Annotated in this window: 19 protein-coding genes, 4 tRNA genes and 1 riboswitch; of the genes, 14 read left to right on the top strand and 9 right to left on the bottom strand. The window is 62.1% G+C overall.

Going from position 1 to position 20,733, the window contains the following annotated elements:
* Nucleotides 1–56 precede the first annotated feature (56 nt).
* Entirely contained in the window at nucleotides 57–617 is a 561-nt protein-coding gene (locus U5A08_RS20310; protein ID WP_321848308.1) for a nucleotidyltransferase family protein, read from the top strand.
* A 70-nt stretch (nucleotides 618–687) separates the two neighbouring features.
* Here U5A08_RS20310 and U5A08_RS20305 read toward each other — a convergent pair whose 3' ends face one another.
* The 4 genes from U5A08_RS20305 to U5A08_RS20290 form a co-directional block, all read right to left on the bottom strand.
* Complete coding sequence (locus tag U5A08_RS20305; RefSeq protein ID WP_321848307.1) at nucleotides 688–1,455, bottom strand: ABC transporter ATP-binding protein; 768 nt, start codon at nucleotides 1,453–1,455, stop codon at nucleotides 688–690.
* The gene (locus U5A08_RS20300) at nucleotides 1,452–2,456 is read right to left on the bottom strand and encodes a FecCD family ABC transporter permease (protein WP_321852261.1); all 1,005 of its coding nucleotides are present in this window, start codon (nucleotides 2,454–2,456) and stop codon (nucleotides 1,452–1,454) included. Before U5A08_RS20300 ends, U5A08_RS20305 begins: the two co-directional genes overlap by 4 nt.
* Nucleotides 2,457–2,464: 8 nt before the next feature.
* Nucleotides 2,465–3,475, bottom strand: a complete 1,011-nt coding sequence (locus U5A08_RS20295) for an ABC transporter substrate-binding protein (protein ID WP_321848306.1) — start codon at nucleotides 3,473–3,475, stop codon at nucleotides 2,465–2,467.
* A gap of 114 nt (nucleotides 3,476–3,589) precedes the next feature.
* Nucleotides 3,590–3,784, bottom strand: a riboswitch (cobalamin riboswitch).
* Nucleotides 3,785–3,819: 35 nt separating this feature from the next.
* Nucleotides 3,820–4,749 carry a DNA/RNA non-specific endonuclease gene (locus U5A08_RS20290; RefSeq protein ID WP_321848304.1) on the bottom strand — a complete coding sequence of 310 codons (930 nt, stop codon included), beginning with the start codon at nucleotides 4,747–4,749 and terminating at the stop codon, nucleotides 3,820–3,822.
* 134 nt (nucleotides 4,750–4,883) lie between these two features.
* On the opposite strand from U5A08_RS20290, the gene U5A08_RS20285 reads away from it, so the two are divergent.
* Both U5A08_RS20285 and U5A08_RS20280 read left to right on the top strand, forming a co-directional pair.
* Entirely contained in the window at nucleotides 4,884–5,945 is a 1,062-nt protein-coding gene (locus tag U5A08_RS20285; RefSeq protein WP_253397558.1) for a M4 family metallopeptidase, read from the top strand.
* A gap of 28 nt (nucleotides 5,946–5,973) precedes the next feature.
* Nucleotides 5,974–6,279 (top strand): protealysin inhibitor emfourin, encoded by a 306-nt coding sequence (locus tag U5A08_RS20280; RefSeq protein WP_247406412.1) that lies wholly within the window; start codon nucleotides 5,974–5,976, stop codon nucleotides 6,277–6,279.
* A gap of 55 nt (nucleotides 6,280–6,334) precedes the next feature.
* Here the strand turns inward: U5A08_RS20280 and U5A08_RS20275 are convergent, their stop codons facing one another.
* Nucleotides 6,335–7,726 (bottom strand): aldehyde dehydrogenase family protein, encoded by a 1,392-nt coding sequence (locus U5A08_RS20275; protein ID WP_321848300.1) that lies wholly within the window; start codon nucleotides 7,724–7,726, stop codon nucleotides 6,335–6,337.
* 103 nt (nucleotides 7,727–7,829) lie between these two features.
* Between U5A08_RS20275 and ptrR the strand changes: the two genes are divergently transcribed.
* A complete protein-coding gene (gene ptrR, locus U5A08_RS20270) occupies nucleotides 7,830–8,702 on the top strand; it encodes a putrescine utilization regulator PtrR (RefSeq protein ID WP_253397553.1) in 873 nt (290 codons plus the stop codon).
* Between the two features lie 46 nt (nucleotides 8,703–8,748).
* Here the strand turns inward: ptrR and U5A08_RS20265 are convergent, their stop codons facing one another.
* Both U5A08_RS20265 and U5A08_RS20260 read right to left on the bottom strand, forming a co-directional pair.
* Nucleotides 8,749–8,958, bottom strand: coding sequence for a hypothetical protein (locus U5A08_RS20265; RefSeq protein WP_247403095.1), 210 nt, complete (start codon nucleotides 8,956–8,958; stop codon nucleotides 8,749–8,751).
* Nucleotides 8,959–9,069: 111 nt separating this feature from the next.
* Nucleotides 9,070–10,266, bottom strand: a complete 1,197-nt coding sequence (locus U5A08_RS20260; protein WP_253397551.1) for an amino acid aminotransferase — start codon at nucleotides 10,264–10,266, stop codon at nucleotides 9,070–9,072.
* A 345-nt stretch (nucleotides 10,267–10,611) separates the two neighbouring features.
* Here U5A08_RS20260 and uvrB point away from each other — a divergent pair, with 345 nt between their 5' ends.
* Nucleotides 10,612–12,627: an excinuclease ABC subunit UvrB gene (uvrB, locus tag U5A08_RS20255; protein ID WP_253397549.1), complete on the top strand. Its 2,016-nt coding sequence runs from the start codon at nucleotides 10,612–10,614 to the stop codon at nucleotides 12,625–12,627.
* 120 nt (nucleotides 12,628–12,747) lie between these two features.
* Here the strand turns inward: uvrB and U5A08_RS20250 are convergent, their stop codons facing one another.
* Entirely contained in the window at nucleotides 12,748–14,298 is a 1,551-nt protein-coding gene (locus U5A08_RS20250; RefSeq protein WP_482220665.1) for an MDR family MFS transporter, read from the bottom strand.
* The gene (locus U5A08_RS20245) at nucleotides 14,288–15,334 is read right to left on the bottom strand and encodes an HlyD family secretion protein (protein WP_321848299.1); all 1,047 of its coding nucleotides are present in this window, start codon (nucleotides 15,332–15,334) and stop codon (nucleotides 14,288–14,290) included. The genes U5A08_RS20250 and U5A08_RS20245 overlap by 11 nt, the downstream gene beginning before the upstream one ends.
* A gap of 196 nt (nucleotides 15,335–15,530) precedes the next feature.
* Between U5A08_RS20245 and gltX the strand changes: the two genes are divergently transcribed.
* The 9 genes from gltX to U5A08_RS20200 all read left to right on the top strand — a co-directional run bounded on the left by gltX (nucleotide 15,531) and on the right by U5A08_RS20200 (nucleotide 20,732).
* Entirely contained in the window at nucleotides 15,531–17,012 is a 1,482-nt protein-coding gene (gene gltX, locus U5A08_RS20240; protein WP_253397545.1) for a glutamate--tRNA ligase, read from the top strand.
* A gap of 147 nt (nucleotides 17,013–17,159) precedes the next feature.
* Nucleotides 17,160–17,235 (top strand) — tRNA-Ala (locus U5A08_RS20235).
* 77 nt (nucleotides 17,236–17,312) lie between these two features.
* Nucleotides 17,313–17,388 (top strand) — tRNA-Glu (locus U5A08_RS20230).
* A gap of 50 nt (nucleotides 17,389–17,438) precedes the next feature.
* A tRNA-Ala gene (locus U5A08_RS20225) sits at nucleotides 17,439–17,514 on the top strand.
* Between the two features lie 78 nt (nucleotides 17,515–17,592).
* Nucleotides 17,593–17,668, top strand: a tRNA-Glu gene (locus U5A08_RS20220).
* Between the two features lie 183 nt (nucleotides 17,669–17,851).
* Nucleotides 17,852–18,391 (top strand): TetR/AcrR family transcriptional regulator, encoded by a 540-nt coding sequence (locus U5A08_RS20215; RefSeq protein ID WP_247403107.1) that lies wholly within the window; start codon nucleotides 17,852–17,854, stop codon nucleotides 18,389–18,391.
* Between the two features lie 13 nt (nucleotides 18,392–18,404).
* Complete coding sequence (locus tag U5A08_RS20210; RefSeq protein ID WP_321848297.1) at nucleotides 18,405–19,238, top strand: alpha/beta hydrolase; 834 nt, start codon at nucleotides 18,405–18,407, stop codon at nucleotides 19,236–19,238.
* Nucleotides 19,239–19,276: 38 nt separating this feature from the next.
* On the top strand, nucleotides 19,277–19,711 hold the full coding sequence (locus U5A08_RS20205; RefSeq protein WP_321848295.1) for an acyl-CoA thioesterase: 435 nt from the start codon (nucleotides 19,277–19,279) through the stop codon (nucleotides 19,709–19,711).
* A gap of 55 nt (nucleotides 19,712–19,766) precedes the next feature.
* Nucleotides 19,767–20,732 (top strand): tRNA dihydrouridine synthase, encoded by a 966-nt coding sequence (locus tag U5A08_RS20200; protein WP_253397539.1) that lies wholly within the window; start codon nucleotides 19,767–19,769, stop codon nucleotides 20,730–20,732.
* The last annotated feature ends 1 nt before the right edge of the window (nucleotide 20,733 follow it).

Genomic DNA, 20,733 nt, shown 5'->3' with positions numbered 1-20,733 from the left:
CCGCGTTGTTGTACTGTTGGCTGCCCAGGACCGGCGACCATCACAAAGGATTGAACATGACATTGACCGTCGAAACCTTTCTCAAGCTGGCCATGGCCAACCCCATCAACGCCGAGATCACCGCCCGCCTGCCCACCCTTGGTTTGAGCCAGTGCATGCTGACGGCGGGCTGTCTGTTCCAGGCCGTTTGGAATCATCAGTCGAATCTGCCTGCTGATCAGGGGGTGAAGGACTACGACGTTTTTTACTTCGATCCGGACCTTTCCTGGGCGGCTGAAGACGCGGTCATTCGCGCAGCGCAGCGGCTGTTCGAGGATTTGGGCGTTGAAATTGAGGTAAAAAATCAGGCGCGCGTTCACCTATGGTATGGCCAGCGGTTTGGCAGGCCGTATCCGCAGTTGCGCTCGGCTCGCGACGGGATTGATCGTTACCTGGTGGCCGGGACGTGCATCGGGCTGGATGTGGCGACGGGTGAGGTGTATGCGCCGTTTGGTTTGACTGATATGGAGCAGGGCCTGCTCAGGATCAACCCCATCAATCCGCAGCCGGGGTTGTTTGAGCAGAAGGCGCGCAGCTATCAGGCGCGGTGGCCTTGGCTCAGGATTGTCGAAGGTTAGCGAGGCGAGCGCGGTGATCCCATCGCCGCGTCGCCGGGCTCGACAGTCCAACATTTGAACGGCGTTGTTTTTAACAGCGCAGCCGCAGAATCTGCGCCCCATCAAACGGGTCCGTCAGATAGTGCGCCTGCACCCCGAACGTGTCCTGCAGCCGTTGCGGTGTCAGCACTTCCAGTGGCTTGCCCAGCGCCACCAAGCGCCCGCGCTCCAGCACGGCCAGGCGATCACAGGTCAGCGCCTGGTTGAGATCGTGCAAGGCGATCAAGGTAGTGACGGGCAACGCCTGCACCCCCTTCAAAATCGCCAGTTGATGCTGGATGTCCAGGTGATTGGTCGGCTCATCCAACAACAGAATCTGCGGCCGTTGCGCCAAGGCCCGGGCGATGTGTACGCGTTGGCGTTCACCGCCGGAGAGGCTGCGCCAGGCGCGGTTGCTCAAGTGGGTGGCGTCCACGTCGTGCAGCGCCTGGCGCACGATGCACTCGTCTGCCTCGGACCACGGGCTCAGCGCCGACAGCCACGGGGTGCGGCCCAATGCGACAGCGTCGAACACGCGAATGGCATCGTCGGTGTCCGCCTGTTGTTCCACCACCGCCAGGCGTTGTGCGATGGTGCGGCGGGACAGTTCGACCAGACGCTCGCCCCCAAGGCGTACTTCGCCATGGGCCGGTGTACGCAAACCGGCCAACAGCTTGAGCAAGGTGGATTTACCGGAGCCGTTCGGTCCGACAATCCCGAGGGTTTCGCCTGACGCCACCTCCAGGTGGATATCCCGCAGCAACTCGGCGTCGCGTACCTTGAAGCCCAACCCGCTGCAGCTCAACACAGGCGCATTCATCGAGCGTTTCTCCGGCTGATCAGAATCAGCGCAAACACCGGCGCACCGACCAGTGCTGTGACCACGCCGACCGGGATCACCTGGCCCTTGATCAAGGTGCGCGACAGCACATCAGCCGCGATCAAAAATAGCGCGCCACCCAACGCGCTGGCCGGCAACAGGCGCGAGTGCCCGGTGCCGAGCAGCAGACGCACGGCATGGGGGATTACCAGCCCGACAAACCCGATAGAGCCGACAATCGACACCATCACCGCCGTGACCAATGCCGCGCAGCCCACCAGCACAAACTGCACCCGGCGCACTGGGATACCAAGGGCGGCCGCCGAGTCGCTGCCGAAGGTGAACGCGTCCAGCGCACGGCGATGCCACAGGCACACCGCCAACCCGGCGACCGCCACCGGCACCGCCAGCCACACCGACGGCCAACGCACGCCGCTGAGGTTGCCCAGCAGCCAGAACAAAATGCCGCGTGCCTGTTCGGAACTGGCCGATTTGGTGATCAGGAACGCAGTGAGCGCATTGAACAGCTGCGAGCCGGCGATGCCCGCGAGGATGATCTGCCCGGTGCCGCTGGACGAACCGCTGGCCCGTGCGAGCAATACCACCAGCGCAAACGCCGCCATCGCCCCGCCGAACGCGCCGACCGACAGTGAAACCAAACCACCGCCGACGCCCATCAGCACCACCAGGACTGCGCCGGTCGAAGCACCGGCGCTGATACCCAGCAGGTACGGATCGGCCAGGGGGTTGCGCAACAACGACTGCAAAATCACCCCGCAGGTGGCCAGCCCCGCCCCGCACGCAGCGGCGACCAGGGTGCGGGTCAGGCGGTAGTTCCACACCACGCCTTCATCGATCGGGTCCAGCACGTAGCCGGCCGCCCACAGTTTGTTGGCCAGCACTTGGAGCACCACGTGTGGCGTGATGGCGGTTTCGCCGATGGCTACGCCGGCGAGCACGGCGATCAGCAGCAACGCCAGGGCAAGCACGGTTCGTATCAGGCTGGCGCTCATTTCGGCAGATCGTAGCCGTCGATGGCCGTCGCCAGTTGTTCAAGGCCATCGAAGGTGCGCACGCTGGCCTGCAGCGCCATCGCGTCGAGGATGATGATGCGGTTGTGTTTCACCGCGTCCATGTTGCGCGTCACCGGGTCGCTGCGCAGGAAGGCGAGCTTCTGTTCGTGATCGTCAGCCGGGTAGCGGCGGCGGTCCATGCGCGCAATCACCAGCACGGTGGGGTTGGCCTTGGCGATGGTTTCCCAGCCGACGGCGGGCCATTCCTCATCGGACTGCACCACGTTATGCAGGCCGAGGGTCTGCAGCATGAATTCGGGGACACCCTTGTGACCGGCCACGTAGGGATCGCTGGCCATCTCGGCGCTGGAGAACCACACCAGCGCGCTGGCCTGCTTGAGCCCCTTGCTTTGCACCGTGGCGACGGACTTGGCCAGGCGCGCCTTGAGTTCATCGTTGAGTTGCTGGCCGCGATCCTGCACGTCGAAAATCTCGGCCAGTTGGCGGATGCTCTTGTAGATCGTGTCGACACGGAATGGCTCCAGCCGCGTGCCGTCGGCGCCCACCCGGTTGTCCTTGCCTTCGCAGTCGGAGGGCAACAGGTAGGTGGCGATCTTCAACTCATGAAACTGCTCGCGGGTGCCCACCACGCCTTGCGGGCCGACCACCCATTCCAGCTCGGCCGCCACCAGTTGCGGGCGCTTGGCGATCACCGACTCGAAACTCGGTTCGTTATTGGCCAGGCGTTCGATGCTGTCGTTCAGCGCCTTGAACTGCGGCAACACGTTGTTGAACCACAGCGACGTGCCAACCACTTTATCGCCCACGCCGAGGGCATAGAGCATTTCGGTAGCAGCCTGGCCGATGGTCACGCTGCGGGCGGGCGCTTGCGCGAAGGTCAGGCTGCTGCCGCAGTTCTCCACCGTCAGCGGGTACTGAGTGGGGTTGGCTTGGGCCAGGGCACACAAGCCCAGCCCGGTGAGCAGGGCGATAACGCGTGGCAGCATGGGGCAATCTCCTTGAAGCCGTACCTGGAACTGGGGATGTACGGTTCGGAAACACGCCCTCGACCGCTGCGGGTGAGGCAGGCAAGGATGTCCTTCCCGGACACCCCGCCGGTGAGTGATTTTGCTGGGCCGGCAGGTCTCCTGACTGATGCGTCGTCGCCACGCTCCGGCCTTCCCGGACGGGGTCCAGTGGCAGTGGGGGAGCGGGCTCGGCATCTACAGTTGCGGGGGCAGTTCCGATTGACGCGATGTACCGCGCTTCGGATTCCCTATTAGTCCCGTTTGGGAACCGGCGCGGTATGGTAGTCGATCACGGCGAGGCGATATAGCTTTAGGTCGCCCGCTCAAAGACGAATATCTTCAGGGCCCTGGATCAGCGCTTCAATTCGCGTCCCCGTGGCGCGCTCTTCATTGCTGAAACCGTCGTAGTCGGCCAGGTTGCCGAAGCGAATACCGGTCAATCGTTCGATCTGAATCACGCTGCGCTGGTAGGTCCTGAGCTGCCCGAACATGAGGTCGAGCTGACCCAGTTCACGGCTTTGGTCGATCATGTAGGCGCTGGCGGAAGGCTTGCCGTCGTCGCCGAGGTAGGCGACCACTTTCCAGAATGCTTTGGGGATTTTAACGCCTCGGTAGACACGGTCGTCATCCGCCAACACCGGGCCGGTAAACACCGTGGCTCGGGCTTTCCAGCGTTGAGTGTTATCGAGAATGTAGTCCTCGAGTTCCAGCCAGGTCTTCTGGTTGAAGCCGCTCATCTGCGGTGAGCAGTTGGTGAAGTGGAAGGTATCGGCATTGGCCGTGTTGGCCGCGTCGCCCCAGTTGGGGTCTTGTCGGCGTACCAGGTGACCGCGGTCCAGGCCATTGTTGGTGTAGAGCGCGTCGCCCACCTGTGCGCTGATGGGCAGGCGGCCGTCATAGGCCCAGGCGTCGTTGGCGCGGATGATATCCACATGCTGTCCGCCATCGATATTGGCGCCCACGTAGAGCGCCAGTCGCCTTGAGCGCGACATGGTCACTGAGAAATGCGTGTAGTCCAGGCGCAGCGGTTGTACGTCAGCCGCCAGAGCCTCATCCACCGTGGGCCATGGCACCACGAAGCGGTCGAGAAACGCTTCAGCGTAGCCGCCCCGGTCCTGCAGGTCCTTGGCCGCGGTGACACGCGCAGTCGCCGTCCTGGCCTCCATGAGACTGGGGCTGGCCGCGATCAACGGGCGCAGATCGGCGAGCCGGGGGCGGTGCGAAAGGGCGATTTTGGCGGTGCGTGGGGGCATCGTAAGTTCCTCGCAGTCCTTGGATAAACACTACTGCAGCATAGCTTCATGACAATTTGGGCCAAGCCGTCGCAGCAGGACTATCCTTGAACGGTTACCCGGACGTTCACCACTCGCCAAAATGGAGCCAGCCAATGTGTGTTCGCCAGCATCGTAATCCGATTTTCTGCCTGATCCCGCCGTACATGCTCGACCAGATCGCCCGCAATGGCGATAAAGCGCAACGGGACGTCGCGTTACGGACCCGTGCCAAAGACAGCACGTTCCGCTCGTTACGCATGGTTGCCGTGCCCGCCAAAGGGGCCGCCCATATGGCCCTGGCCATGGGCGCCGACAAACGGCGTTCGATCTACAGCGCCGAGGGCGCCGATAGCCTGCCGGGCAAGCTGATCCGTGGCGAAGGGCAGCCCGCCAGTGGTGATGTCGCGGTGGACGAGGCCTATGACGGGTTGGGCGCCACGTTCGATTTTTTTGATCAGGTCTTCGACCGCAATTCCATTGACGACGCCGGTATGGCACTGGACGCGACGGTTCATTTTGGCCAGAGCTACAACAATGCGTTCTGGAACTCGAGCCAGATGGTGTTTGGTGATGGCGACCAGCAGCTATTCAATCGGTTCACGATAGCCCTTGATGTCATTGGCCATGAGTTGGCCCACGGTGTGACCGAGGATGAGGCCAAGCTGATGTATTTCAATCAATCCGGTGCGTTGAACGAGTCGCTGTCTGACGTGTTCGGTTCACTGATCAAGCAGTACGCGCTGCAGCAAAAGGCGCAAGATGCGGATTGGTTGATCGGCAAGGGGTTGTTTACCAAGAAAATCAAAGGCACTGCGTTGCGCTCGATGAAAGCGCCAGGCACCGCGTTTGATGACAAGCTGCTGGGCAAGGACCCTCAGCCGGGGCATATGGACGATTTCGTGCAGACCTATGAGGACAACGGCGGGGTGCATATCAATTCCGGCATTCCCAACCATGCGTTCTATCAGGTGGCCACGAAGATCGGCGGGTTTGCCTGGGAGCGTGCCGGGCGTATCTGGTATGACGCGCTGCGCGATGCGCGGTTGCGGCCGAATTCGGGGTTTCTGCGTTTCGCGCGCATCACCTACGACATCGCCGGTCGGCTGTACGGTGCTGACAAGGCTGAGCACAAGGCGGTGAAGGAAGGCTGGAAAGCCGTGGGCATTAACGTCTGACAACCCCCCTGGGCGGTGAGGAGCAGCCATGCAAATTTCGATCAAGGAAATCGGTGGTCCGGCGTTTTTTCCGGGCCTGGCCCGACCGAACACCGTGGAACTGGAGAAGCTGCCCGAGCCGGACCAGCAAGAGTTGCGGCAACTGATCGAGGCTTCGCACTTCTTTCAGTTGCCGCAAAGCACCGCGCCGGAACCCGGTAATCCAGGCCAGGTGCATTACACCTTGACCGTGACGGAAGGTGAGCGCGAGCACACGGTCTGTGTGCTCGCACCGGTGAAGTCACAGGCGCTGGACGGGCTGGTGCAGTGCGTGCGGCGGCATATTCGCTGTTGAGCCTGTTGCGCAGCCCAGTGGGATCACGCTCCCTGGCCACAGGGGTTGCTTTGGCTTACTTGCGATCCAGCCATACCGTCTGCGCATTGCAGAATTCCCGCACGCCAAAGTGCGACAACTCGCGGCCAAAGCCGCTTTTTTTCACGCCGCCAAACGCCACCCGAGGGTCGGACACGCTGAAGGCGTTGACGAAGATCCCGCCGGTTTCGAGCTGGTCGGCGATCTCGCGCGCTTTCGCCGAGTCGCGGGTGAAGATGCTCGCGGTCAGGCCAAACTCGCTGTCGTTGGCCAGGGCCACAGCGTGGTCAGCGTCGCGGGCGCTGATGATGGAGGCGACGGGGCCGAACAGCTCCTGTTTGAACGAGGTCATCTGGTCGGTGACGTCGGCCAGTACGGTCGGAGCGTAGTAGTTGCCGGCGCCGGGCACTTTGTTACCGCCCAGCAGCAGGGTCGCGCCTTCTGCCAGGGTGGCCTGCACCTGGCTGTGCAGTTCGTCGCGCAGGTCGAAGCGGGCCATCGGGCCGACGTAGGTGCTGGTCGAGGTCGGGTCGCCCATCACCAGTTGGCGGCTGGCTTCGACGAACTTGGCGGTGAACGCGTCCACCACGCCGGCCTCGATGATCAGACGTTTGGCGGCGGCGCAGACTTGGCCGCTGTTCTGGAAACGGCCGAGCACGGCAGCCTGGACGGCGGCGTCGAGGTCGGCGTCGTTGAGTACGATGAACGGGTCGCAGCCGCCCAGTTCGAGCACGCATTTCTTCAGCGCGGCACCGGCCTGAGCGCCGATGGCTATGCCGGCGCGCACGCTGCCGGTGAGAGTGACGGCGGCGATGCGCGGGTCGGCGATGGCTTTGGACACGCCGTCCTGGGTCACGTTGAGCACTTCGAACAGGCCTTGCGCAAAGCCGGCTTTGTGGAACGCGGCTTTCATCAGGTAGGCGCTGCCCATTACGTTCGGCGCGTGTTTGAGCACGTAGGTGTTGCCGGCGAGCAGCGTCGGCACGGCGCCGCGCAGGACTTGCCACACCGGGAAGTTCCACGGCATCACGGCGAGGATCGGACCCAGCGGGCGGTATTCGATATGCGCGGTGCCGTTGTCCACCAGCGTCGGTTCCGGGGCCAGCATGGCGGGGCCGTGGGCGGCGTACCACTCGCTGAGTTGCGCGCATTTCTCGATTTCGGCGCGGGCCTGGGCGATGGGTTTGCCCATTTCCAGGGTGATCATCTGCGCCATCTCTTCGGCTTGCTCACGCAGGGCCCCGGCCAGGGCCAGCAACCGCTCTGCGCGCAGGCTGACCGGCTGACGGCGCCAGGTGCGGAAGGCGGCGGTGGCACGGGTGAGGGCGGCGTCCAGTTGGGTCTCGGTTTCATACGGGTAACTGCCGAGCGTTTCGCCGGTGGCGGGATTGATCGAGAGGGCGTGGGTCTGGTGATTGATTGCGCGCATGGCACCGTCCTGCTGAAGGTTTGGATTGGAATCAGCGTAGGGGGCTATATCTTTTCTGGAAAGTGAATAATATTAAGCAATACGTTCACGATTGGAGAATGATTTGGACTTGGTGCAGCTGGAAATCTTCAAGGCCGTTGCCGAGCAAGGCAGCATCAGCGCCGCCGCCCAGTTGATTCATCGGGTGCCGTCCAACCTGACCACGCGCATCAAGCAACTGGAGCAGGATCTTGGCGTGGAGCTGTTTATCCGCGAGAAGAGCCGCCTGCGCTTGTCGCCGGCCGGGTGGAACTTTCTCGGCTATGCACGGCGCATTCTCGACTTGGTGCAGGAAGCCCGCGCGACGGTGGCGGGGGAGGAGCCCCAGGGCGCGTTTGCCCTTGGTTCGCTGGAAAGCACCGCAGCGGTGCGCATTCCTGCGTTACTGGCGGCGTATAACCAGAAGCACACCAAGGTCGAGTTGGACCTGAGTACCGGGCCGTCCGGCACGATGATCGAAGGCGTGCTGTCAGGGCGCCTGGCGGCAGCGTTTGTCGATGGGCCGGTGTTGCATGCCACCCTGGAGGGCGTGGCGGTGTTCGAGGAGGAGATGGTGGTGATTGCACCGTTGCACCACGCGCCGATCACCCGCGGGCAGGATGTGAACGGGGAAAGCATCTATACCTTTCGCTCCAACTGTTCGTACCGGCACCACTTCGAGCGCTGGTTCTCACAGGACGGCGCGGTGCCGGGGCGGATTTTTGAGATGGAGTCTTACCACGGCATGCTTGCCTGCGTCAGTGCCGGGGCCGGCCTGGCGCTGATGCCGCGCAGCATGTTGGAAAGCATGCCGGGGTTTACCACGGTGAGTGTGTGGCCGCTGACGGACAGTTTCCGCGTCTTGCACACTTGGCTGATCTGGCGCCGGGGCACGGTGTCGCAGAGCCTTAACAGTTTTGTGCGGTTGCTGGAGGAACGCGCCCTGGCAACCCCATAAAACCAATGTGGGAGGGGGCTTACCCCCTCCCACCTTTCAATCTTCATCAGCCGCCGAATTGCAGGGTTCCCATCGCCAATTTGGCCATGATGGCTGTCGCACCCAATTGCACCAGCCACAGGGCCAACCCGCCGAGGAATACGCCGAGGGCTACTTGCAATACCAGGCTTTTCTGGCGCTTGGCTTGAGGCGCACGTGGGGTGAAGTGGTCCAGCTCGTCGCGCTCGGCATGCAGGTCCAGGTCGTCGTTTCTCATAGGGGTCTCATAGCAAAGGGGCAGTCGGGGTTCAGTCTAGGGGAGCAGGGCGTTTTCTGACAGGCATTAAAAAGGGAAGCCGTAGCTTCCCTTCGTACAGCGCCGCCAGGTTTATAGAACCTGAACAATCGCCTTTGTTACCGCACCGATGTTCGCCTGGTTCAACGCTGCTACACAGATACGCCCGGTATCCAGCGCGTAGATCCCAAACTCGGTGCGCAGGCGGGTGACTTGCTCAACGGTCAGGCCGGAGTAGGAGAACATCCCACGCTGGCGACCGACAAAGCTGAAGTCGTGGCCCGGCGCAGCCTTGGCCAGTTCGGCGACCATCTGCTCGCGCATACCACGGATGCGCAGGCGCATTTCGGCCAGCTCGGCTTCCCACTGGGCACGCAGCTCAGGGTTGTTCAGCACCGCGGCCACGACTGCCGCGCCGTGGGTCGGCGGGTTCGAGTAGTTGGTGCGGATCACACGCTTGACCTGGGACAGGATGCGCGCACTTTCTTCCTTGGATTCGCTGACGATCGACAGCGCGCCCACACGTTCGCCGTACAGGGAGAACGATTTGGAGAACGAGCTCGATACAAAGAACGTCAGGCCCGATTCCGCGAACAAGCGCACCGCAGCCGCGTCTTCGTGAATGCCGTCGCCAAACCCCTGGTAGGCCATGTCGAGGAACGGCACCAGGTTTTTCGCCTTGACCACGTCCAGCACTTGTTGCCAGTCGGCCGGGCTCAGGTCGACGCCGGTCGGGTTGTGGCAGCAGGCGTGCAACACCACGATGGACTGTGGCGGCAGGGCGTTGAGGTCTTCGAGCAGGCCGGCACGGTTCACGTCGTGGGTGGCGGCGTCATAGTAGCGGTAGGTCTGCACCGGGAAGCCGGCTTTTTCGAACAGCGCCTGGTGGTTTTCCCAGCTCGGGTCGCTGATGGCAACCACGGCATTGGGCAGCAGTTGCTTGAGGAAGTCAGCGCCAATCTTCAGTGCGCCGGTGCCGCCGACCGCTTGTGCGGTGATCACGCGGCCAGCGCTCAGCAGCGGCGAGTCAGCGCCAAACAGCAGCTTTTGCACGGCCTGGTCGTAGGCCACGATGCCGTCGATCGGCAGGTAGCCACGGGCGGCGTGTTGCGCCACGCGAATGGCTTCCGCTTCGGCAACGGCACGCAAGAGCGGAATCTTCCCCTCTTCGTTGCAGTAAACGCCCACGCCAAGGTTGACCTTGGTGGTTCGTGTATCGGCGTTGAATGCTTCGTTGAGGCCCAGGATTGGATCGCGTGGTGCCATTTCGACAGCGGAGAACAGGCTCATTTTTGCGGCAGCTCTTTGGGGGAAAGGAGGGACGTGTCGCGCTCCAGCCGAATGCACTAGAGCGGTGCACAAACGGGGAGCTAGTATAGAGGCCATCACGGTCAAGGGCGACAACCGAAACGGCTTTTCGGCCAACTTTTTCGGTTTATTTGCCGACCGTTAGTCTTGATCCCGCCTTGAGCGTAGACGGCAGGTCGGACGATTGCCTTGAAACCCGACACATTCGCCACCACTTCTACAGCTATCATGGTTTTTTCCTGCAACCTGCGATGAGAATTCGCGGGTCGCTGAGCTTTTTTCGTCCTTGGTGGAGTGCAGCCGGGGGTGACTTGAAAGAGGTACGTTATGTCGGATTTCCAGCTCGTCACCCGCTTTGAACCCGCCGGCGATCAACCCGAAGCGATTCGCCAGATGGTCGAAGGCATCGAAGCCGGCCTGTCGCACCAGACGCTGCTCGGGGTGACCGGTTCGGGCAAGACATTCAGCATCGCCAACGTGATCGCGCAGATCAACCGCCCGACCCTGGTACTGGCACCGAACAAGACCCTGGCCGCGCAGTTGTATGGCGAGTTCAAGGCGTTCTTCCCGAACAACGCGGTGGAGTACTTCGTTTCCTACTACGACTACTACCAGCCCGAAGCCTATGTGCCGTCCTCCGATACCTTTATCGAGAAGGACGCATCGATCAACGACCACATCGAGCAGATGCGTCTGTCGGCGACCAAGGCGCTGCTGGAACGCAAGGACGCGATCATCGTCACCACGGTGTCGTGCATCTACGGCCTGGGCAGCCCGGAAACCTATCTGAAGATGGTGCTGCACGTTGACCGTGGCGACAAACTCGACCAGCGCGAACTGCTGCGTCGGCTGACGAGCTTGCAATACACGCGCAACGACATGGACTTCGCCCGCGCCACCTTCCGTGTGCGCGGCGATGTGATCGACATCTACCCGGCGGAGTCTGACCTGGAAGCGATCCGCATCGAGCTGTTCGACGATGAAGTCGAGAGCCTGTCGGCCTTCGACCCGTTGACCGGCGAAGTGATCCGCAAACTGCCGCGTTTCACCTTCTACCCCAAAAGCCACTACGTAACGCCGCGTGAAACCCTGATGGGCGCCGTCGAGGGCATCAAGGTCGAGCTGGCCGAGCGCCTGGAATACCTGCGCGCCAACAACAAGCTGGTGGAAGCCCAGCGCCTGGAGCAACGCACCCGCTTCGACCTGGAGATGATCCTGGAGCTGGGCTACTGCAACGGCATCGAAAACTACTCACGCTACCTCTCGGGCCGTGAATCCGGTGCGCCGCCGCCGACGCTCTACGACTACCTGCCGGACGACGCGCTGCTGGTGATCGACGAATCCCACGTCAGCGTGCCGCAAGTCGGCGCGATGTATAAGGGCGACCGTTCGCGCAAGGAAACCCTGGTGGAATACGGCTTCCGCCTGCCGTCGGCGCTGGACAACCGGCCGATGCGCTTCGACGAATGGGAACGCATCAGCCCGCAGACCATCTTCGTCTCGGCGACGCCCGGCAACTACGAGGCTGAGCACGCGGGGCGCGTGATCGAGCAACTGGTGCGCCCGACCGGCCTGGTCGATCCGCAAATCGAAATCCGCCCGGCGCTGACCCAGGTCGACGACCTGCTCTCGGAAATCGGCAAGCGCGTGGCCCTGGAAGAGCGGGTACTGGTCACCACGCTGACCAAGCGCATGTCCGAAGACTTGACCGACTACCTGGCCGACCACGGCGTGCGCGTGCGCTACCTGCACTCGGACATCGACACCGTGGAGCGCGTGGAAATCATCCGCGACCTGCGCCTGGGCACCTTTGATGTGCTGGTGGGGATCAACCTGCTGCGCGAAGGCCTGGACATGCCGGAAGTCTCGCTGGTGGCGATCCTCGACGCGGACAAGGAGGGCTTCCTGCGCTCCGAACGCTCGCTGATCCAGACCATTGGCCGTGCGGCGCGTAACCTCAATGGTCGGGCGATTCTCTACGCCGATCGCATCACCGGCTCCATGGAACGGGCGATTGGCGAGACTGAGCGCCGTCGCGATAAACAGATCGCCTTCAACCTGGCAAACGGCATCACGCCCAAGGGCGTGTTCAAGGACGTCGCCGACATCATGGAAGGCGCCACCGTGCCTGGCTCGCGCAGCAAGAAGCGCAAGGGCATGGCCAAGGCCGCCGAAGAAAGTGCCAAGTACGAAAACGAACTGCGTTCGCCGAGCGAGATCACCAAGCGTATCCGGCAGTTGGAAGAGAAGATGTACCAGTTGGCGCGGGATCTGGAATTCGAAGCGGCGGCGCAGACGCGCGATGAGATCGGTAAGTTGCGTGAGCGCTTGCTGGCGGTTTGATTGGTAGTGGCTGTACTGGCCTCATCGGGGGCAAGCCCCCTCCCACATTTGACCGGGTTCCAACTTTGAAATGCAGTCAAATGTGGGAGGGAGCTTGCTCCCGATAGGCGCGACACGGTCTCAATGACTCTCCCCAGCCTTCAGCCCCGCCGGCAATGCCTTGGTCAGCAAAATCGCCAGCATACTCACCCCCAGCGCGAACCCCACACAGTGAAACGCATCGTTGTAGGCCATGATCTGCGCCTGCTGGTGCGCAATCTCACTGAGTTTGCCCAGCGCCGCCGTCTGGTTGCCCAATTGCTCCGTCAGCGTCGCCAGCCGCTCCGCGACTTGGGGATTGGTCGGCACGATCGCCTCGCGTAAATAATCGAAATAGACCTTGGTGCGCGCATCCAGCAAGGTCGCCAGCAGCGCGATGCCGATGGCGCCACCGAGGTTACGCAGGATGTTGAACAGGCTTGAAGCCGACCCGGCGTCCTGGGGCAGGATGTAGGCCGTGGCGATCAGCGAGATGGTCACCATGATCAACGGCTGCCCGAGGGCGCGGATGAGTTGGATCTGGTTGAACTGGCTGCCGGCAAAGTCCGGGTTGAGCACGCCCGAGGAAAAACTCGCCAGGCCGAACAGGCCGAATCCTAAGGCGCACAGCCATTTTGGCGACACATACTTCATCAGTTTCGGCACCAGCGGGATCAGGAACAGCTGGGGAACGCCCATCCACATGATCACTTCGCCGATCTGCAGCGCGTTGTAGTTCTGGATCTGCGCCAGGTACAGCGGCAGTAAATAGATCGAACCGTACAACCCGACACCCATGCCCAGGCTGGAAATGCTCGACAGGCCGAAGTTGCGATTGGTCAGAATGCCGAGGTTGATCAGCGGGTTGGGTTTGGACAGTTGCACAATCACGAAGGTGATCAAACTCAGCAGGGCGACGCTGCCCAGGCTGACGATCAGGTTCGACTCAAGCCAGTCCTTGCGGTGGCCTTCTTCCAGAAACACCTGCAAGCAGCCCAGGCCGATGGCCATGCTGACGATGCCGGCGTAGTCGGTGCTTTTCAGCAGCTCCCAATGGGGCGCCTTTTTTTTCAGGCCGTAGAGCAGCCCGGCGATCATCAGCAGCCCGGGCGGCACGTTGATATAGAAGATGTATTCCCAGCCCCAGTTTTCCGTAAGCCAGCCGCCGATGGTCGGGCCGATGGACGGCGCGAAGGTGGCGGTCATGGCAAACATCGCCATGCCTTTGGCGCGGTGATGTTCGGGCAGCTTGATCAGGGTCAGGGTAAACGCCAGGGGGATCAGCGCGCCGCCGGTAAAGCCTTGCAGGGCGCGGAACACGATCATGCTTTCCAGGCTCCAGGCCATGGAGCACATCAGCGAGGCGGTCAGGAATCCTATCGACACCCACACCGCCAGCCGCCGTGCCGAGAGCAACTGCACCAGCCAGGCGGTGAGGGGGATCATGATGATTTCGGCTACAAGGTAGGAGGTGGAAATCCACGAGCCTTCTTCCAGGGTGGCTGACAGCGCGCCCTGGATGTCCTTGAGGGACGAGTTGGTGATCTGGATGTCGAGCACCGCCATGAAGGCGCCGAGCATCACGCTCATCACCGCGATCCAGTCGCGCCGGGTCGGTTCGCCGACCGGGCGCAGCAGTGGGTCACCGGCCATCAGGCTGGTCTTTGATGTTCACTTTGACGGTGACGGACATGCCGGGGCGGATCTTGCCCTTCAGCGGGTTATCCGCGGCAAACGTAAGTTTCACCGGCATCCGTTGTACGACTTTGGTGAAGTTGCCGGTGGCATTGTCCGGCGGCAACAGGCTGAACTGCGCCCCGGAGGCGGCGAAGAGGCTGTCGACCCGCGCCTCGATCGGTGTATCGCTATAAGCATCGAAGGTCAGCTCGGCTTTTTGCCCGGGCTGCATATGGCCGATTTGGGTTTCCTTGAAGTTGGCCTGAATCCAGATGTCCTGGTCGGGGACGATCGACAGCAGGTAGGCGCCGGCTTGCACGTATTGGCCATTGCGCGCGGCGCGCTGGCCGACCAAGCCACTGATGGGCGCGTGGATGTCGCTGCGGGTCAGGTTCAGCTCGGCCTGGGCCAGGTCGGTTCTGGCGTTGGCGATCAGCGCGTCGAGGCGCTTGATCTCGGCGTTCAGGGCGTTGACCTGCTGGCGCTGGCCCTGCAGGTCGGCCTGGGCCATGGTCACTTGGGAGCGGGCGATGTGGTTGTCGGCGGAGAGGGTGGTGACCCGTTCTTCCGAGACGTAGCCGGGTTTGCGCAGGGTCTGGGCGCGGGACAGGTCGATCTGCGAGCGGCCCAGGCTGGCCTGGCTGGACGCCACTTTGGCTTCGCCGGCGGCGATCAGGCTGGCTTGCTGGGTGAGTTTGCTCTGCGCCTGGGTGCGCTCGGCTTCACGCATGGCGAGGGCGGCGTTGGCGCGGTCCACGGCCAGGTGGAAGTCGTCGCCTTCAAGCCTCACCAGCAGTTGACCTTGTTGCACGTGCTCGTTATCACCGACCAGCACCTCGACAATCCGCGCGCCGAGTTGGCTGGAGACACGGGTAATCTCGCCCTGTACGTAGGCGTTATCGGTGCTTTCGTAGAAGCGCCCCCTGAAGAACCACTGGGCGAAGAAACCCAGGGCGATCAGGCTCACGATCAATACGAAGATAAGCAGGCGGCGTTTCAGTGGGGCAGGCATGGGCGCGGCGTCTGTAACAAGAGGTAATGGAATATAACCAGCCAGCCAGTTGGCAAATAGCTATAGCGAGACTCCAGACCCAAACTTGGCCTATATGCCATGCTCGGTACGGAGGACGCTGGAGCCCAAGTGCCCATGGCTGTTACCATTCGCCCCTTGTTTTAATTTCAGTTATATCGCCCATTCGAGACCTGCCATGACCACCGTCCGCACGCGCATCGCGCCATCGCCTACCGGGGACCCCCACGTCGGCACTGCTTACATCGCCTTGTTCAACTACTGCTTTGCCAAGCAGCACGGCGGTGAATTCATCCTGCGGATCGAAGACACCGATCAACTGCGTTCGACCCGCGAGTCGGAACAGCAGATTTTCGACGCCCTGCGCTGGTTGGGCATCACCTGGTCGGAAGGCCCGGACGTCGGCGGCCCGCACGGCCCGTATCGTCAGAGCGAGCGCAGCGACATCTACAAGCAGTACACCCAGCAGTTGGTCGACATGGGTCATGCGTTCCCATGCTTCTGCACTGCAGAAGAGTTGGACCAGATGCGCGCCGAGCAACAGGCCCGTGGCGAAACCCCGCGCTACGACGGCCGTGCGCTGCTGCTGTCGAAAGAAGAAGTGGCCGCACGCCTGGCCGCCGGCGAGCCCCATGTGATCCGCATGAAGGTGCCGAGCGAAGGCGTGTGCGTGGTGCCGGACATGTTGCGCGGTGACGTCGAGATCCCGTGGGATCGCATGGACATGCAAGTGCTGATGAAGACCGACGGCCTGCCGACGTACTTCCTGGCCAACGTGGTCGACGACCACCTGATGGGCATCACCCACGTGTTGCGCGGTGAAGAATGGCTGCCGTCGGCGCCGAAGCTGATCCTGCTCTATGAGTACTTTGGCTGGGAACAACCGCAGCTGTGCTACATGCCGCTGCTGCGTAACCCGGACAAGAGCAAGCTGTCCAAGCGCAAGAACCCGACTTCGGTGACGTTCTACGAGCGCATGGGTTTCATGCCCGAAGCCATGCTCAACTACCTGGGTCGCATGGGCTGGTCGATGCCGGACGAGCGCGAGAAGTTCTCGCTGCAGGAAATGGTCGACAATTTCGACCTGTCCCGCGTCTCGCTGGGCGGGCCGATCTTCGATATCGAGAAGCTGTCGTGGCTCAATGGCCAATGGCTGCGCGACCTGCCGGTGGAAGCGTTCGCCAGCCGCATGCAGCAGTGGGCGTTGAACCCCGAGTACATGATGAAGATTGCACCGCTGGTGCAGGGCAGGGTGGAGACGTTCAGTCAGGTCGCACCGTTGGCCAGTTTCTTCTTTGCCGGTGGCGTGAACCCGGATGCGAAGCTGTTTGAGTCGAAGAAACTCTCCGGCGACCAGGTTCGCCAGTTGATGCAGTTGATCCTGTGGAAGCTCGAAAGCCTGCGCCAGTGGGAGAAGGACGCCATTACCGCGACGATCCAGGCGGTGGTTGAATCCCTGGAGCTGAAATTGCGCGATGCCATGCCACTGATGTTTGCCGCGATCACCGGGCAGGCCAGTTCGGTGTCGGTACTCGATGCGATGGAAATTCTCGGTCCGGACCTCACGCGTTTCCGTCTGCGCCAAGCCCTTGATTTGCTTGGTGGTGTGTCGAAGAAAGAAAACAAAGAGTGGGAGAAGCTGCTGGGCGCTATCGCCTGAGTCAGTGCTTGTAGCGGCCAAACCCCGGTTTTTCGGGGTTTGGTTGGTAAGTGATTGTTATCCCGGCAAAAAACTTTGGAAATTGTTGAAAATAAATTTGACACGTTTCCAAAGCGCCATTAAGATTCGCCCCGTCCTCACCGATGAGGGGCTATAGCTCAGCTGGGAGAGCGCTTGCATGGCATGCAAGAGGTCAACGGTTCGATCCCGTTTAGCTCCACCAATTTACAGGTTCAAGGTCTGGCCACACCGTCCTTGAATTGATCAGGCCTAGCTTGATCGTGTTGTACAGAAGGTTTTGTCCCCTTCGTCTAGTGGCCTAGGACACCGCCCTTTCACGGCGGTAACAGGGGTTCGAGTCCCCTAGGGGACGCCAGTTTCAACAAGCAGTTCGCAAGGTCTGCTGCGCCGCGAGGCGAAAAATCCGGGGCTATAGCTCAGCTGGGAGAGCGCTTGCATGGCATGCAAGAGGTCAACGGTTCGATCCCGTTTAGCTCCACCAATTTACAGGTTCAAGGTTCTGGCCACGCCGTACTTGAATCGATCAGTCTCAGCCTGATCAGTTGTATAGAAGGTTTGTGTCCCCTTCGTCTAGTGGCCTAGGACACCGCCCTTTCACGGCGGTAACAGGGGTTCGAGTCCCCTAGGGGACGCCACGATTACCCGCTCTGCGGGATTTTTAAGGGTCATTCAATTATTGAATGGCCCTTTTGTTTGTCTGGCGTTTGGCCAATTCTCCTTTCTCTTGCCCGTGCGGGCTTCTGACCAGTGGTTATGCTACTCGCTTGCGAAATATTATTATGGTTATAATATTAGGCTCATGAGAGTCGGAGGCAACGATGAGCGATAAAAAAGCGCAAACCCGCGAACGTATCCTGCAGGCCGCCAGCGCCGCGTTGATTCAGCGCGGCCCGGCCGAGCCGAGCGTTGGTGAAGTCATGGGCGCGGCGGGGCTGACCGTCGGCGGTTTCTACGCGCACTTTGAAAGCAAGGATGCGCTGATGCTCGAAGCCTTCAGCCAATTGTTGGCCCAGCGCCGTGCATCGATTGACGACATGGATGCGCAACTCACCGGCGAAGAACGCCGCGCCTTGGTTGCGGCGTTCTACCTGTCGCGCAAGCACCGTGACTCCACGGCCAAGGCCTGCCCGATTCCGGCGACCGTCGGCGAGATGGCCCGCCTGCCGGACGCGTTTCGCCAAGTCCTCAATGAGCATGTGGAGTTGATGGCCGCGCAACTGGCCGCCAGCCCGGAAGACACCGACAAGGCCCTGGCGGACATGGCCTTGATGATCGGCGGGCTGGCGTTGGCGCGTGCCCTCGGGCCGGGTGAATTGTCGGATCGCGTGTTGCGTGCCGCGAAGTCGGCCATACGTTAAGAGGGTTTGCAGAATGGGCGCATTGACCTGGATTCGTAGCGTCAACGGCACCTTGGGGCGCCTGGCGCCGCACACGGTGGCCAACAACATGCGGCGGGTCTTCATGACCCCACGGGATCTACCGCCGCGTGATTGGGAGTTGCCACTGTTGGCGCACGCAGAGCGCATCACCTTGCGTTTTGGTCTGTCGGCGTTGCGCTGGGGCCAAGGCCCGGCGGTGCTGCTGATGCACGGTTGGGAAGGGCGGCCCACCCAGTTCGCCAGCCTGATCACCGCGCTGGTGGAGAACGGCTATTCGGTGATTGCCCTGGATGGCCCGGCCCACGGCCGTTCGCCGGGGCGTGAAGCCCACGTGCTGCTGTTTGCCCGCGCCATGCTTGAAGCGGCGGCCGAGTTGCCGCCGCTGCACGCGGTGGTCGGCCATTCCATGGGGGGCGCCAGTGCGATGCTGGCGGTGCAATTGGGGCTGCGCACCGAAGCGCTGGTGAGCATTGCTGCGCCATCGCGCTTCCTCGATGTGCTGCGTGGGTTCGCCGGCATGGTCGGGTTGCCATCGCGGGCGCGCTCGGCGTTTATCCAAGAGGTCGAGCTGACCCTGGGCATGCCGCTCAAGCATTTGGACGTGGCCCATTACCAGATGAACCTCCCCGGTCTGATCGTGCATGCCGAAGACGATACCTTCGTGCCGGTCAGCGCGTCCCAGGTCATCCACGACGCCTGGTTCGACAGCCGCCTGTTGCGCCTGGAGCAGGGCGGGCACCAGCGAGTGCTGGCCGATCCCCGGGTGGTCGACGCGGTGCTGGCGCTGCTGGCGGGCTGCCGTTTACAGGCGCGCCAAACGGCCTGATACACTGCCCTGCCGACATCAATCGACAGGAGCAAGGTATGGGCTGGGATTTGGCAACGCCGTTTATCATCGATCTGCAGGTCGCCGCTGAGGACATCGACGGCCTGGGGCACGCCAATAACGCGGTGTACGTGTCCTGGCTGGAACGTTGCGCCTGGCGCCATTCCCAGCGCCTGGGGCTGGACCTCGCCGAGTACCGGCGACTGGACCGCGCCATGGCCGTGGTACGCCATGAGATCGACTACCTGGCAGCGGCCTATGACGGCGATGAGTTGCAACTGGCGACCTGGATCGTCGACTGGGACCAGCGTCTGAAAATGACCCGTCGTTTCCAGTTGGTACGCCCTCGCGACGGCGCGACCTTACTGCGCGCGCAAACCACCTTCGTCTGCATCGAGCTGTCCAGTGGCAAGCCCAAGCGCATGCCGGCGGAGTTTCTCGACGGCTACGGCCCCGCCCTGACAGGGGGTTAACGGTTGCGGCGGGAAACCCAGTAAACTGCGCCACGATTTTTGTTGAGTGTTTTCCATGCAAATTGCTTTAGCGCCCATGGAGGGGTTGGTCGACAACATCCTGCGGGACGTGTTGACTCGCGTGGGCGGTATCGACTGGTGCGTGACCGAATTTATCCGCGTCAACGACCGCCTCCTCACCCCTGCGTATTTCCATAAGCTAGCCCCGGAACTGCTGCACGGTGCCCACACCGCCGCTGGCGTGCCGCTGCGTGTGCAGTTGCTCGGTTCCGACCCCGTGTGCCTGGCGGAAAACGCGGCGCTGGCTTGCGAGTTGGGCTCGCAAGTGATCGACCTGAACTTCGGCTGCCCGGCCAAGACCGTCAACAAGTCGCGCGGCGGTGCGGTGCTGCTCAAGGAGCCGGAGTTGCTCAACCGCATCGTCGAGCATGTGCGTCGCGCGGTGCCGGCGCATATCCCGGTGACCGCCAAGATGCGCCTGGGCTTCGACAGCCCGGATGGCGCGCTGGTCTGCGCTACGGCCCTGGCAGAGGGTGGTGCGGCGCATATCGTCGTGCATGCACGGACCAAGACCGATGGCTACAAGCCGCCAGCCCACTGGGAGTGGATTCCACGCGTGCAGGATGTGGTCAAGGTGCCGGTGTTTGCCAATGGCGATATCTGGAGTGTCGAAGACTGGAAGCGTTGCCGCGAAGTCAGCGGCGCCGAAGACATCATGCTCGGTCGCGGGCTGGTGGCGCGTCCGGATCTTGCGCGGCAGATCGCGGCGGCGAGGGCCGGTGAAGAGGTTGTGGCAATGACCTGGGCGCAGATGCAGCCGCTGCTCCAGGACTTCTGGACCCAGTCGGTGGCGCAGCTGACCGAACGTCAGGCGCCCGGTCGGCTGAAGCAGTGGTTGGCAATGTTGACGCGCAATTATCCCGAGGCGGTGGAGCTGTTTACCGCAATGCGCCGCGAGACCGATTTGAAGCAGGTGAGTCGATTGCTGGGGATGGCCCATTCTGGTGAACCTGAGTCATAAG

The sequence above is a fragment of the Pseudomonas paraveronii genome, assembly GCF_963681955.1.
In the GTDB taxonomy this organism is placed as follows: Bacteria; Pseudomonadota; Gammaproteobacteria; order Pseudomonadales; family Pseudomonadaceae; genus Aquipseudomonas; species Aquipseudomonas paraveronii.
The sequence above is the reverse complement of the archived record's forward strand: the minus strand, read 5'-3'. Positions and strand labels throughout refer to the sequence as shown.